Source organism: Haloarcula vallismortis ATCC 29715 (assembly GCF_000337775.1).
Classification (GTDB): Archaea; Halobacteriota; Halobacteria; order Halobacteriales; family Haloarculaceae; genus Haloarcula; species Haloarcula vallismortis.
The window spans coordinates 73,710-86,663 of the sequence record NZ_AOLQ01000025.1; the positions used below are offsets into that span (position 1 = coordinate 73,710).

The following is a 12,954-nucleotide window of genomic DNA, read 5'->3' on the forward strand; positions in this document are numbered from 1 at the left end:
ATCCACGGACGGGGCACAGATAGTGGGGTGAGGGAAACGCTCATGTTGTGTGTGAGCGACACACGTTGTATGAGCGAACCGGACAGGCCACGGGATGACGGCCGATGACACGTTCAAGTTTCCTACCCGATGCGACGGACTCGCTGTGTACGTGGCAGCGTGAGCGACTCGACGAGCACGATAGCCGGTTCGAAGCGGCAACGCAAATCACGTCCCGGCTCGGTGCACACTGGCGGGACAGCCACGCGGAGTTCGGGTTCTGGACGCCAGAGCTCGTCGGTGAGGTGCCGGCCAACGCCGTTGAGCTCGAACTGCTGACGGCGACCGAGTCGGTCGACTTGACCGCCGCCGAGCAGACCGTTACCTTCGACAGACAGCTCGTGGAGACACGTCGGGAAGGAGAGTTTACGTGGGCGGCTGTGGACGGACCACGGCCAGGGACGCGCGACCAGCTCGGAACCCTCTACCGCCTCAGCTACGAACAGGACGGCGGCCGGGAGACCATCACCGACCCGTTCGCGGACTCACTGCCCTTCGGTGCCTACGGGCCCCCGGAACTGTACGACATGGACCGCCTTGATGAGCAACGGGACGACCGGGCGTACTTTCAGGCGCTCGTGGAGGACGGCGTCGCCCCGCACGCCCACGAAGACGATGGACTGCCCCGATTCGAGCCTGCGACAAGTATGCTCGAAGTCCACCCGGGAACCGCAACGGAGTCGGGCACGCTCGCTGGACTCACCGAGCTATTCGATCAGATCGGCCAGAAACAGCGTGACGACGAGGCGTTGACGCCGGCCGAACGTAACTTCACCGGCTACGACGCCATCCAGCTAATGCCACTCGCGCCCATCACACAGAACGAGGACGAGCTGGGCTACTGGCTACCTGAGACCGAGAGCAAGACGCAACTCATGGCGACGGTCAGACGGCCAGACATGGTAAACTGGGGGTACGATATCGTCGTCTCTGGGTTCGGAACGGTCAATCCGGCGATCTTGGAGAGCCGTCGGCCGGACGAACTCGTCGACCTCATCGCGACCCTGCACACGATGTCCGACCCGGTCAAGGTCGTCTTCGACATCGCGCTGGGCCACGCCGATAACGGGGCGCTCCCCCTGCTCAACGACGAGTGGTTCGCAGGACCGGGGATGTACGGACAGGAACTCGACTACACTCAGCCGATTGTCCGTGCGGGCCTGCTCGAACTCCAGCGCCGCAAGATGGATTTCGGGGCAGACGGAATCCGCGTCGACGGCGCACAGGACTTCACGAACTGGGACCCCGAGGCTGAAGAGGAGTGGCACGACGACGAGTACCTCGCCGAGATGGACCGGGTAACACAGGAGGTGGCCGGCGTCGAGTACCGCCCGTGGATGATCTACGAGGACGGCCGCCCGTGGCCGCGCTCGGACTGGGAACTCGCCTCCACGTACCGGACGCTCATCGAGGAACACCCCCACGCCTACCAGTGGGGGCCAGTTACGTTCGCCCACAACACGCCGGCGCTCCAGACGTTCTGGGCGACGAAGTGGTGGCGCGTCCGCGAGGTCGCGGATATGGGCGAGAACTGGATTTCCGGGGTCGCGAACCACGACACGATCCGACGCGGGACACAGCTCGACCCGGACCCGCCGTTCAGCCAGCCACAGATAAACCGATATCTCGGCGATAGCCGGCAGGAACAACTCGAACGAGCCTACAACAACCCCGCCACGACAATCCTGTTTCACGGCTTCATGCCCGGCTGTCCGATGGATTTCACGCACGCTAACATGCGAGCCCCGTGGGGCTTCGTCCGCGATACGGACCCCGTCTGGAACCTGAAAGTCCTCGCCGAGGAGAAGAACTTCCCTGAGTGGCAGATTCGTGACCGCGACTTCGAAGACGACCGGTTTTTCACCCGTCTCAAGGGGTGGGGTTTCGAAAGCCGCGAGGAACTGAGCGCGTTCCTGGCACGTCTCAGCGACGCGGTCAGCATGACCGACTACGACAAGGCGGAGATGGCGGCGCTGCTTTCGGTGGTCGAGACACCCGTCGGGGACGACCTCTCCGTCGAGGACCTAGAACAACTGGGTCTCGACTGGATGCGTGATGTCGCTCACTTCGCCACGCTATCACACTGGACCGACACACAGGACGACGGTCGAACCGCGTTCGACCTCGAGGTCAGACGGTTCCGCCACGAGCACGACTGGGTGACGGCAGATTTCACGGGCGACGATGAACTCGACTACGTCTATCCGACTGATGGGACAGTGCTGTACTACGGCTATCGCACCGATCCGGAGACCGGCGAAGAACTCCTGTTCGTGGGGACCATGGAGGGGGTTGCTGAAACCGTCACTCCCAGTCACCTCGTCGATGTCGACGAAAACGGCTGGGAGGTCGCGCTCGCCTCGCCAGGGCTGGCAGTCGAGGATCCAGGCGAACCGATACCGCTCGCTGACAGCCAGGCCGTGCTCTTCAGTCGCGTTACTGAGAGCGAATCGTAGCGACGTCACATAATACGCTGTGTTCACTGCGAAGTGGAGCGACGTGTCGTGTCGAGGTCGTGAACACCTACACAAAGGCGCGTACGGACTCGTCCAGAGTAGCACCACCTGGTTCGACTTAGCGGCCGTGATACGGCGAAAAGGCGGAATTCAGATATCAGACGAGTCTGTCTTTTTGATTTCCACGGCACAACGCAATCGCGGCGCTCTCGCCCAGCGAAACTACAAAGCCGAATATATCAATGAGAAAGAACCGAGATTGGTGCTCTCTGGCTTACTTCATCCTGGCCGTTTCTATGACCAGGTTTTCTCCACGGAATGGGAAACAGAGCCTTCGGACGCTCTGTCTGCCAAACGTTGGCCGTCACAAAACGGGACGGGCGCTGAGGGATTTGAACCCCCGACGGTTTGGTCCGAAGCCAAGCACTCTGTCCAAGCTGAGCTAAGCGCCCTACGTACAATGGTATGATGACGTTATGGTTTAAACCAACCGGTTCCGCCGCGCGATGGTCCCGCAGTCACGGGATTACTCCGAAACCGCTTCAGCCGCATCGGAATCAGTGTCAGCGGAGACTTCAGCCACGACAGCCTCCGTGTCGACGCCCCGTTCCTCGGCGAGTGCCTCGATGAGTGCGCGCTGTTCGGCCAGTTCGTCTTCCATTCCGTCAACGCGGGCGTTCGTCTCGTCGACGGTGCTTCGCAGATCTTCGAGCTGTGTCTTCAACTCGTTGACCTTCTTGTAGAGGTCCTCGGCGATGTCGGCAACCTTCTGTATCTTTTTCGCGGTGGAACCCAATCCCATAGCCATGGCTACGGAGAGCCGACATTTCCTCGTTTCGCTCGAACGTCGCTGTTAAGACGCCGCCGGACACAGCGACGATATGGACGATTTGCGGCTCGCGCCAACTGTCGGTATCGTCGGCTGCGTTCTGTATCTCCTCGCGCTCGCAGTTCCGTACGGCCTCGTCGAGACGACGAGCGCCGTGGGAGCGTACTACAGCTCGGGGGCGTTGTCCCCGCTGTTGCCGGGCGTGTTCGCGCTCGTCTGCATCATCGTGCTGGCGGCCGGCCGCGAGGGCCGGTCGGACCCGAGCGTCGCGGCGGGCGCGAGCATCGGTATGGGCGTGTTCATCGTCGCCCTGAGCCTACTCTGGGCGGTCACCGTCCCCGAAAGCCTCGTACTGGGACTGACCGAGTCGACGCTGATGGAACACCACCGCTGGGGCGTCGTCGCCGCTGGCTGTCTCATCCCGCTTGGTGGGACGTGGTTTGCGCGGGCGCTGGACCTGCTGTAGGCCCGTCTCCCTACCGGGGCGTCGTCCAGCGGTCTGGGCGCATCCGAAAGGCCCTTATGGGGTGGCGGCGGAGTTTCAGATGGACTAGGTCGGGGGGCTAGGCCCCCCTCCTCGCCCGCACTGTGGTCTTGAGCGGGGACCGAACACCGGGGGCGTCCGGTCTGACGGACGTGGACCCCGTAAGCTAACGTGGAAGCCTCGTCCCACGGGGACGGCGGTCCACGTGGTCGCACCTGCAGGGGTGTGCCCACGTGGTTAAACGATGGCACTCCGCCAGGCACGGAAGTGAGCAGCGGACCATCGAACACCCGTCGCTCGTGGGGTCGCGGGGTGGAGGAGGCAAACGGGATTACCCGCGTCCGAACGCCGGGCCATCCTGGCTGTCCGTTCCATTCATATCTCTTGTCTCTACGAACAGCGTTGGTGCAGGTAACCGAACAGTCCTCGAAACGTTCTGTGGGAATACAACTATAATAACCGGGTACTGCTGAGTGTTTACTTCTGTATTAGGCTATTCCTGATTATAATACCAGATTTATGTGCCCATACAACTATTTTCTCGCTATATATCTTTTATTGCTCCAGTTATTTCCATCTTATTGCGAATTTGTAGCTATATATGATTTAAATGGGAGACGTAGTATTACAATCCTGCGTACGCGTCTATATCTATACTAATATTTCTGTATATAGATCTCAGCGTAGCGTCGGTACGACCAATTTCGGCTTTCCGTCGCTGTCTGGTCTCGAAGACTACGATGGCCCGCTGTCGGCGTCCCACTCCTGCAGTTCCTTCCGCCGGATTTTCCCACTCGTCGTTTGTGGCAACGTATCGGCAAATTCGATCTCGCGGGGGTACTCGTACTCGGCGAGGTGTTCTCTGACGACGGACTTGATTTCCGACCGGAGCGTCCCGTGAGCCGGTGCGTCCTCAGCTGGCTCGACGTAGGCTTTGATGATTTCGCCGCGTGTGTCGTCCGGCACGCCGATGACGCCGGCCTGAATCACGGCAGGGTGTTCGAGAATCGCGCTCTCGACCTCCATCGGGCCGACGCGGTAGCCGCTCGTGATGATAACGTCGTCCTTGCGCGATTTGAACCAGACGTAGCCGTCGTCGTCCTGCCGGGCCAGGTCGCCGGTCACGAACCAGCCCTCGACCTCCTTGGCTGCCGTCTTCTCGGGCATGTGCCAGTACTCGTCGAAGAACACCGAGCGGTCGTGCGGTCGCAGTGCTATCTCGCCGAGTTCGCCGGTCGAGAGGGGCTCAGCGACGCCGCGGTCGGCGGCGTCGGGGTCCAGAATCGTCAGGTCGTACCCCGGCAGCGGTTTGCCCATGCTGCCGGGCTGGGTATCGAACCAGTTGGAGTTGGTAGCGACGACGAGGTTCAGTTCAGTCTGGCCGTAGAACTCGTTGATCGTGACCGAATCAAGGGTGTCCACGACCCAATCTACGATTTCGGGCGTCAGCGACTCGCCGCCGACAGCAAGCGTCTCGATGTCGAGGTCGTATGTCGCCGTCGGGACCTCGATATCCATCAGCATTCGGAGGGCGGTGGCCGGCATGAACGACCGGGTGACGCCGAACTCCGAGAGCAGGTCAAACGCCTCGTCGGCGTCAAAGCCCGAGGCGGGGTAGCCGACGACAGTCCCGCCGTGGTGCCACGTCGCAAAGAGCGTCCCCCCGAGTGCCGCACCCCAAGCCCAGTCCGCGGGCGTCCAGACCGTCGCGTCCGGCCCGAGACCGTGGTCAAAGAAATTGTACGCCGCCGCTGCGCGCCCGAGCCAGAGCGCGTGCGAGTGACGGACGCCCTTTGGTGGCCCCGTCGAGCCACTCGTGTACAGTATCGCCGTGTCGGTGGCCGGCGTCGAGTCGTATGTATCGATAGCCGCGTCCTCCGGCACGGCGAGTACGTCCTCGAAGGCGTGGACATCGTCCGTCGGGGCGTCGGTTTCGATTTCGACGATGTGTTCCAGCGCCGAGCAGTCGTCCCGGACTGCGTCGATATCGTCACGCACGGCTGGATCAATAACGGCGACGGTCACGCCAGCGTCGTCCAGCCGATACCGGAGTGCGTCCGTGCCGAACAGGACCGTCAGCGGAACCGACACGGCCCCGAGCTTCCAGTTCGCCAGGTGTGTGACTGGATTCTGTGGCTTCTGTGGGACGACGACGCCGACCCGGTCGCCGGCCTCGACGCCGAGTCCGGCCAGCCCTGCCGCGAGCCTATCTGATAGCTGATCCAGTTCGCGGAACGTGTACTGGTCGCGCCGGCCATCTGGATATGCCTGTTCGAGTGCCACCCTGTCGGGGTCGTCGTGTTTTCGCAGAAAGTCGACCGCCGGATTGTACGACGTTGGCAGGTCCCAGGTGAACTCATCGCGGGCCTCGTCGTACTCCTCGAAGTCCGGCATTACTGTCCAGACCATGGCATGCTGGTCGTCTGGGTGGCTGTTGCGTCTTTCGGTCATCGTCGTCACAACCGATCCAGCAGAACTTTCCGTCTTCCCCACTCGGCTCTACCGTGGACTCTACCGACATTCGCGAGGAGTGGGCCGACCGGTCCGGCGAGTACTCTCCCGCGTATTATGCCTACTATGGAGCGGACGAGACGAGTGAGCTGGTGCAGTCGATTCTTGCAGAGCACGTCGAGCAAGACGCGGCTATTCTGGAGGTTGGCTGCAGTTCCGGGCGGCACCTCGCCGCATTGTCTGAAGCTGGCTACTCGGATCTGACCGGGGTCGACATCAACGCCGATGCGTTAGATGTCCTCTCCGAGACGTACCCCGACCTCGCGGCCACGGGTTCGTTTCACGCGATGGCTATCGAAGAATTCGTCACGGATATCCCGGATGGCACGTACGACGTCGTTTTTTCGGTCGAAACACTGCAGCATCTCCACCCGGATGTCGACTGGGCGTTTGAGGAGTTAGCCCGGATTGTGGATGAGTTGTTGATCACTGTCGAGAACGAAGGCGGTGACGCAGGTGACGTAAATTTCGTCGATGACAACGTCCCGCTGTACTATCGAGACTGGAACGCGGTGTTCACAGGCTGTGGGCTTACCGAAGTAGATTCTATGGCTGGAAAGCGAGACACTGTTCGTATATTTCGGACGACCAAGTAGATAATAGCGTAAGGAGGTTTTATTCGGAGCAGTAAGATCATCTATCGATAATATATGGCTAAATTCCCAAAATTTGGCAAGATAACCATGATTATGATTGTAAAGCGCGGGTAGCGTCTGTAGAATTCGCTCGCGAACTCATCTAAGATTTTCGGCTCGTTACAAATCACATCAAGTGGATGGTGACAGGCTGGGAGTCGCATTGCTATTAGCCCAACAACTGTGTTTCGAATAGAAACTGAGTTGCTGAATGTCGGCTTTATAGAGAGCCATACTGCGACATCACTCGCTGTTGCAGAACTGGAGTTGGGGCGGTGATTACGTGTCTCACGAGACGTACACCGAGATAACAGAATAACGTATGTACGTCTGTCATTCGTAATGTTCTATATTGCTGAACAACAGTTCACCTGACGGGACATGGATTATTGGTCGACGGCAGGGCGTTCCCCGTGTGTGGCTCTATGGAACTGGTGGCTGTGCCCAGTCATGTGCATCGCTGAATAACTGATTCCAGCCACAACAACTGTCAGTGTGTCTTCTACGAAAGGCAAGAAGCATGTCGTTGGCAGCACAAGATTCATGTATTGTTGCAGTTTCCAACTCTGTATGAGGTACTACCAGCTGCGTGACGGGAACTCACAGCGGTTAGCGGTCGAAACTGGGGATGGTGTGTACGATCTGACCAGCGTCAAGCCCCAGCTCCGAACGTTCCGTGACCTCCTCAAATCATCCTCGATTGCGGAGACCGCGCCGGACGAACTCAGCGCCCGCCACCTCGATGCCGCTGAGACGGTGCCCGAACAGCGACTCGAAGGCAATGCTACCGATCCCGTCACTGCCGACGAAGTCTGGGCCGCTGGCGTGACGTACCAGATCAGCGAAGAAGCACGAACAGAGGAAAGCGACACGCCGGAGATGTACCTTGACGTGTACGACGCTGAACGGCCGGAGATATTCTTCAAGTCGACGCCGAACCGGACTGTCGGTCCCGACGAAGCGGTCGGTATCCGAGCCGACTCAGACTGGGACGTGCCCGAGCCCGAGCTTGCGGTTGTTCTCTACGAGGGAGAAATCGTCGGCTACACTGCCGGCAACGACATGAGTAGTCGGTCTATCGAAGGGGCGAACCCGCTGTACCTGCCCCAGGCGAAGGTGTACGACCGCTGTTGTTCGATCGGCCCAGCGGTCGTCACGGACATCGAAGACCCGCACTCGCTGGCGCTCTCAATGTCGATTCACCGTGGCGGCGACCGAGTCTACCACGGGGAGACCACCACCAGCGAGATGAAACGTACCTGCGAGGAACTCGTTTCGTACTACACCGCGCACAACGCAGTCCCCGAGCTGTCGGTGCTACTTACTGGTACATCGCTTGTTCCCGACGACAATTTCACGCTGCGGGAGGGAGATGAAGTCACCATCGACATCGAGTCCATCGGAACACTGAAAAATCCTGTCACGGTCGTCTGAGCGGCTATCGGACCGGGAACGCAGTCTCTCTCGTACCTGCCTTGGAGAGGGGCCCACAGCGCGGTACCCTGTTCGACGACTGGTTTCAGTTGTGCACCTGTGTGTCGGTCTGCGTGGGAGTTTGGGCCGACGGAGTTATGACTCCCCTCCATTCGACTACACGCACCGTCGGTATCTCTGTCTGTGACAATCGACCAGAAGGTGTGTGCCTCAGTCTGCAGTGATGTGCTCTCGATATGCCGTGACAGAGAACGGTGTGCCGTCGAGACCACCGCCTGTCCCAGATGTTTGAACAACTGTTTAATACGAGGGCGCACCATGAGCGGATATGGCAAAGACCGCTCAAAACCCAGTCAAATCCGCTGAGACGACGTTCGAGGTGCTTGACGCACTGAAAGACCTCGACGGGGCCGGTGTCACCGAGCTGGCCCAGCATCTTGGCATCCCGAAGAGTACGGTTCACAACTACCTGAGCACGCTGGAACAGGAAGAGTACGTCGTCAACAGAGACGGTGTGTACGAGGTAGGGCTTCGGTTTCTGGAGCTGGGCGCATACGCCCGCCACCGGGAGAAACTGTTCGAGATTGCGAAGCCAGAAGTTGATCGGCTGGCCGCAGAAACCGGCGAACTCGGAAATATTCTCGTCGAGGAACACGGCCGCGGGTCGTACCTGTATCGCGCTCGGGGAGACAAAGCTGTACAGGTCAAGGCCCACGTCGGAACACGCGTTCCGCTTCATACGACAGCGCTCGGAAAGGCGATTCTTGCTCATATGCCGGCAGAACGGGTCGATGCGATCGTCGACCGCCACGGACTCGGCGGGGAGGCCAGCAAGTCGATAAGTACCAGAGCGGAACTGGAGCAAGAGCTGGCGGATATCCGGGAACGTGGTGTCGCCTTCGACGACGAAGAGCGTCTCGAAGGGCTCCGCTGTGTCGCTGCTCCAGTGCTCAATCACGATGACGAAATTATCGGTGCGATCAGTGTTTCCGGACCGACCAATCGGTTCCGTAGCGACCGGTTCCGCGAGGAACTCCCGCAGAAAGTACTCGAAGTCGCCAACGTGATAGAGCTGAACGTTACCTACTCGTGACAGCAGTGTTCGAAAAAGGGGAACGCAAGCCCGTTTTGTGGAAGCCAGACTTACGTGGCTTATTTTCAACAACAGGGCCAGCGATTGCAGAACAGCACAGACCAGTCAAGAGGTTACTCAAAGTACATACCGTACGCGTCTTTTGTCCGTATTATACCATCCCAGGGCGCGCGCCCGGCTTTCGTCTGATAACTGTTAGCGCCTAGCTGTGGCGGATAGATAATGTTTATACGTAATATTCAGTATGAGTGAACGGGTCCTAACGCCAACGAACACTGTCCGAGACTAGATGTGACCACGACTCCGACGCAGTCTGTACCCCAATAATGGATGTACTACTGTTACTCCAAACGAAACACATCGATTGTGCGTTTCGTATCACTGGATATGTTCCAAGTAGTAGCCGAACATGCTGTCCTTCGACGTAGTATCGCCAAATATCTGCTTTGCAACCAATATATCGTAATATAGCACTATTTTGGTGCCTTAGAGACTGATATTGCGGAGTATATCCACATTTGAGGATGAAAGCAGCCGCATTTGGTTGACGTAGGGATAGAGAGGCAACTACCTGTCAATAGATTTCGCGCAGGTAGGCACACAACATAGCTATCGCTCCGGCCATAGCGCGCGCCAGATCGAGGGTATGTGGTTATGCGAGGAACTGAATGCCCAGAGCCAGCAGGAACAGTACCACGACCCCGATCGATGATAGTTCGAGCCACCGGGACCGAACGCCGGCGGGCCTGATACTTGCGACGAACAGCGTTCCGACGACACCGACGACGACGACCAGTGCCAGATACACCGCGTTGAGCGCTGATGCCATATGGTATCATTTCACATCAGAACAGTAAACACTGGTGGTTGCACGGCCCCGCCACAACCGTAATGAGAGACAGTCACATAGTCAGGCGCATGCGTCTCGAACTGCGAATCTGTAAACACTGCTACGAGGGCGATCATGGTAACGATCAAAAGACGGCTGTGACACAGGATATGGTCGCCTGCGCCGAGCAGGTCCGCGAGTACAAGGACCTCATTGGACTAGACGCGCTCTACATAACGAGGGTCACGGAAGGCGACCCCGGTGGCGCGGAGGCGCTCGACGTCATCGTTGCCAGCATCGAGGGCGACCAAGTCGCGCTCTCGGACACGCAACTGGTCATGGAAGATGGGGACGGCAACATGCTCGTCTACCCGGAACCCAAGGATATCCTCCAGGTCCTGACCCGAAACCTGAACCAAATTCAGGAACAGACCCGGCAGGATGTCGATGTCAAGCTGTCGCCGGAAGGACAGGCACTCATCGCGTAGGTGCGAAATAAATGACGGCGCGCGGGCGATTCAGTTCTCGGACTCAGCGTCGTCAGCGTTCGGCTGGCCGCCGTCGGTCTGGGGTTCGCCCCCGTCGGCCGCAGTCGGCTGTTCCCGCTCTTCCTCTAGCTGCTGCTCCCAGCGGATGCGCAGGACGTTCCCGTACATCGACAGCACGAGCCCGACCCCGAGGACGACCATCCCGAGGTTGATGCCAACCGTCAGCAGGATGCTCGACGGGCCGCCGCCAATCGCAAGCTCGCGCGGCACCGGATACCCCTCGTCGAAGATGCTCCCGATGAGCACCGAGACGATGCCGATGACGGTCATCGCACCGAAGATGGTCGAAACGGTGCGCCACGAGGGCGACAGCGAGAGCCGCTCGATCCCCGTAGTATCCGGCTCTTCGTCCTCGTCGCCGTGGTGTTCGGGCACCATGCTGCGGGGAATAAACGCCTTCGTCTCGACGGGGTAGAAGGCGGGGTGCATCCCGTGCTCGAAGATGTGGAACATGACTCCCATCAGCATGATGACACCCAGCAGGCCGTGGAACGTGACGAAGGCCATCGCGGCCGCCTTGGTCTGGAACATCGCAGCGAGTCCGGTCTTGCTCCAGATGAGCAGCCCCGAAATCGCGAGCAGCGTCAGCTCGATAGAGAAGATGAACACGACGCCTTTACCGATGTAGGACAGCAGCGGGACCTCGTCGGCTTTGTAGCCGCCGAACTGCCGCGCGCTCGGGTGTCGCTCGTCGGCCCGGCCCAGCACGAACTGGATATCCTGGATGAACGCGTCGATGTCGTCCTTTCCGGGGAGAATCTTCGAGAAGTTGCTCCGGCCGGTCGAGGAGATAATCTGGAGCGTGATCCAGAAGATGACGAGCGCGACCAGCCCGATGCCGGTGATGCGGTGAATCGCTGTCACACCGGAGGCCCCGCCCATGAGCGTGAGCATCCACCACAGTTCGTCGTTGAACATGATGGCGTAGCCGGTGAAAAACAGCAGGAACACGTCGAGACCCAGAAGCGAGTGGAACAGGGTCGTCACGCGCGTGAACTTCCCGTGGTCGAGGTTACTCACGCGCCGTCACCTCCCTGTCCGTCGCCGCCGGCCGGCGAGCCACCGTCGGCCGCGACGGCCTCGCTGACGTCCTCGCCGGGTTCACGCATCTGGCCGGCCAGTCGCTGGAACGCCGCCCAGTGGATGAACACCATCACGAGGATGAACGCGCCCATGATGACGTCGGCCGCGTGGATGAGCGCGATGAGGAAATCGAGCGCTGGGATGGTGTTACCGAACACCCAGTCCGAACCGATGCCACCGCCCTCGACACTTGGGTTGACCCGGTACAGCGATTCGTAACCGATTCTGAGCCCCTGTGCCCAGAACAACGACAGCGCCGCCACAGCGAGTCCGACGACCGCGCTGATGAGCACCGAGACGCGGCTGTAGCCGCTCACCTCCGGAAGGTCCTCTTCTGCCGTCATTGGAACTCACTGGCGTCCTCGCCAAAGATGATGTCCATGGCCACGTCGTTGAAGAACGTGCCGCTGTCCCTGTTGTCCAGTTCGTCCGAAATCTGTTCCGGGGTCCCGACCAAGATGGCGTCGGTTGCACACTCCTCGGCGCAGGCCGGCCCCTTGCCAACGTCTTGGCGCTCTTCGCACATGGTACACTTGTCCATGTTGCCGCCGCTGCCGACGAGGTTGGCGACCCCCGAATCCTCGTCGGGGAACTGGGGCGCGCCGAAGGGACACGCCGAGAGGCAGTACTGACAGCCGATACAGAGGTCGTCACGGACCCGGACGAAGCCGTTCTCCTTCGAGATGAGCGAGTCGGTCGGGCACACCGAGACACACGGCGCGTTCTCACAGTGGTAACACTGCATCGGCACCGCGGTCTCGCCGGGTGACTCGCCCTGGCCTATCGCCTGCCCGCTGCTGGCGTTGAGCCCCGACGCGGCCTCCTGGCCTTCGAGCATCGTTGCGATACTGATTCGCTGTTCGTCCCGTGGGACGTCCCACGTTCGTTTACAGGAGACGACACAGCCGCCACAGTCGATGCACGCTTCGACGTCCGGGAAGATACGCGCGTCCTCGCCGGTACTCATCACGCCGTCGTGCATCACTTCGTTGCCTGTTGACATACTAGCTCAC

Annotated in this window: 12 protein-coding genes, 1 tRNA gene and 1 other RNA gene; 7 read left to right on the forward strand and 7 right to left on the reverse strand. The window is 59.9% G+C overall.

Annotated elements, in window-relative coordinates:
• The first annotated feature begins 104 nt into the window (after positions 1–104).
• Positions 105–2,495: a glucosylglycerol hydrolase gene (gene gghA, locus C437_RS06965; protein ID WP_004516209.1), complete on the forward strand. Its 2,391-nt coding sequence runs from the start codon at positions 105–107 to the stop codon at positions 2,493–2,495.
• 377 nt (positions 2,496–2,872) lie between these two features.
• On the opposite strand, the gene C437_RS06970 is transcribed toward gghA, so the two are convergent.
• Both C437_RS06970 and C437_RS06975 read right to left on the reverse strand, forming a co-directional pair.
• A tRNA-Arg gene (locus C437_RS06970) sits at positions 2,873–2,947 on the reverse strand.
• Between the two features lie 74 nt (positions 2,948–3,021).
• Positions 3,022–3,297 carry a DUF5798 family protein gene (locus tag C437_RS06975; RefSeq protein ID WP_004516210.1) on the reverse strand — a complete coding sequence of 92 codons (276 nt, stop codon included), beginning with the start codon at positions 3,295–3,297 and terminating at the stop codon, positions 3,022–3,024.
• A gap of 79 nt (positions 3,298–3,376) precedes the next feature.
• Between C437_RS06975 and C437_RS06980 the strand changes: the two genes are divergently transcribed.
• Both C437_RS06980 and ffs read left to right on the forward strand, forming a co-directional pair.
• Complete coding sequence (locus tag C437_RS06980; protein ID WP_004516211.1) at positions 3,377–3,790, forward strand: DUF7548 family protein; 414 nt, start codon at positions 3,377–3,379, stop codon at positions 3,788–3,790.
• A 77-nt stretch (positions 3,791–3,867) separates the two neighbouring features.
• An RNA gene (ffs, locus tag C437_RS19790) (signal recognition particle sRNA) lies at positions 3,868–4,180 on the forward strand.
• Between the two features lie 363 nt (positions 4,181–4,543).
• On the opposite strand, the gene C437_RS06985 is transcribed toward ffs, so the two are convergent.
• Complete coding sequence (locus tag C437_RS06985; RefSeq protein ID WP_049919667.1) at positions 4,544–6,217, reverse strand: acyl-CoA synthetase; 1,674 nt, start codon at positions 6,215–6,217, stop codon at positions 4,544–4,546.
• A 95-nt stretch (positions 6,218–6,312) separates the two neighbouring features.
• Between C437_RS06985 and C437_RS06990 the strand changes: the two genes are divergently transcribed.
• From C437_RS06990 to C437_RS07000, 3 genes are all read left to right on the forward strand, one after another.
• On the forward strand, positions 6,313–6,915 hold the full coding sequence (locus C437_RS06990; protein WP_004516213.1) for a class I SAM-dependent methyltransferase: 603 nt from the start codon (positions 6,313–6,315) through the stop codon (positions 6,913–6,915).
• 609 nt (positions 6,916–7,524) lie between these two features.
• On the forward strand, positions 7,525–8,388 hold the full coding sequence (locus C437_RS06995; RefSeq protein WP_004516214.1) for a fumarylacetoacetate hydrolase family protein: 864 nt from the start codon (positions 7,525–7,527) through the stop codon (positions 8,386–8,388).
• A gap of 328 nt (positions 8,389–8,716) precedes the next feature.
• The gene (locus tag C437_RS07000) at positions 8,717–9,481 is read left to right on the forward strand and encodes an IclR family transcriptional regulator (RefSeq protein WP_004516215.1); all 765 of its coding nucleotides are present in this window, start codon (positions 8,717–8,719) and stop codon (positions 9,479–9,481) included.
• 652 nt (positions 9,482–10,133) lie between these two features.
• On the opposite strand, the gene C437_RS20515 is transcribed toward C437_RS07000, so the two are convergent.
• Positions 10,134–10,310 carry a hypothetical protein gene (locus tag C437_RS20515; protein WP_004516216.1) on the reverse strand — a complete coding sequence of 59 codons (177 nt, stop codon included), beginning with the start codon at positions 10,308–10,310 and terminating at the stop codon, positions 10,134–10,136.
• 89 nt (positions 10,311–10,399) lie between these two features.
• On the opposite strand from C437_RS20515, the gene C437_RS07005 reads away from it, so the two are divergent.
• Positions 10,400–10,798, forward strand: a complete 399-nt coding sequence (locus C437_RS07005) for a hypothetical protein (RefSeq protein ID WP_004516217.1) — start codon at positions 10,400–10,402, stop codon at positions 10,796–10,798.
• Between the two features lie 30 nt (positions 10,799–10,828).
• Here C437_RS07005 and C437_RS07010 read toward each other — a convergent pair whose 3' ends face one another.
• From C437_RS07010 to C437_RS07020, 3 genes are read right to left on the reverse strand one after another with little or no spacing between them, the layout of a single operon-like run.
• Positions 10,829–11,878 (reverse strand): cytochrome b/b6 domain-containing protein, encoded by a 1,050-nt coding sequence (locus C437_RS07010; RefSeq protein ID WP_004516218.1) that lies wholly within the window; start codon positions 11,876–11,878, stop codon positions 10,829–10,831.
• Positions 11,875–12,285 carry a hypothetical protein gene (locus tag C437_RS07015; RefSeq protein WP_004516219.1) on the reverse strand — a complete coding sequence of 137 codons (411 nt, stop codon included), beginning with the start codon at positions 12,283–12,285 and terminating at the stop codon, positions 11,875–11,877. Before C437_RS07015 ends, C437_RS07010 begins: the two co-directional genes overlap by 4 nt.
• Positions 12,282–12,944 (reverse strand): 4Fe-4S dicluster domain-containing protein, encoded by a 663-nt coding sequence (locus C437_RS07020; RefSeq protein WP_004516220.1) that lies wholly within the window; start codon positions 12,942–12,944, stop codon positions 12,282–12,284. The genes C437_RS07015 and C437_RS07020 overlap by 4 nt, the downstream gene beginning before the upstream one ends.
• Positions 12,945–12,954 lie beyond the last annotated feature (10 nt).

What these genes read in the sequence shown, in the direction of transcription:
- C437_RS07015 (WP_004516219.1), bottom strand. Translation starts at nt 12,285, where the DNA reads ATGACGGCAGAAGAGGACCTTCCGGAGGTGAGCGGCTACAGCCGCGTC.
- C437_RS20515 (WP_004516216.1), bottom strand. Translation starts at nt 10,310, where the DNA reads ATGGCATCAGCGCTCAACGCGGTGTATCTGGCACTGGTCGTCGTCGTC.
- C437_RS07005 (WP_004516217.1), top strand. Translation starts at nt 10,400, where the DNA reads ATGCGTCTCGAACTGCGAATCTGTAAACACTGCTACGAGGGCGATCAT.
- C437_RS06995 (WP_004516214.1), top strand. Translation starts at nt 7,525, where the DNA reads ATGAGGTACTACCAGCTGCGTGACGGGAACTCACAGCGGTTAGCGGTC.
- C437_RS06985 (WP_049919667.1), bottom strand. Translation starts at nt 6,217, where the DNA reads ATGGTCTGGACAGTAATGCCGGACTTCGAGGAGTACGACGAGGCCCGC.
- C437_RS07020 (WP_004516220.1), bottom strand. Translation starts at nt 12,944, where the DNA reads ATGTCAACAGGCAACGAAGTGATGCACGACGGCGTGATGAGTACCGGC.
- C437_RS06980 (WP_004516211.1), top strand. Translation starts at nt 3,377, where the DNA reads ATGGACGATTTGCGGCTCGCGCCAACTGTCGGTATCGTCGGCTGCGTT.
- C437_RS06975 (WP_004516210.1), bottom strand. Translation starts at nt 3,297, where the DNA reads ATGGGATTGGGTTCCACCGCGAAAAAGATACAGAAGGTTGCCGACATC.
- gghA (WP_004516209.1), top strand. Translation starts at nt 105, where the DNA reads ATGACACGTTCAAGTTTCCTACCCGATGCGACGGACTCGCTGTGTACG.
- C437_RS07000 (WP_004516215.1), top strand. Translation starts at nt 8,717, where the DNA reads ATGGCAAAGACCGCTCAAAACCCAGTCAAATCCGCTGAGACGACGTTC.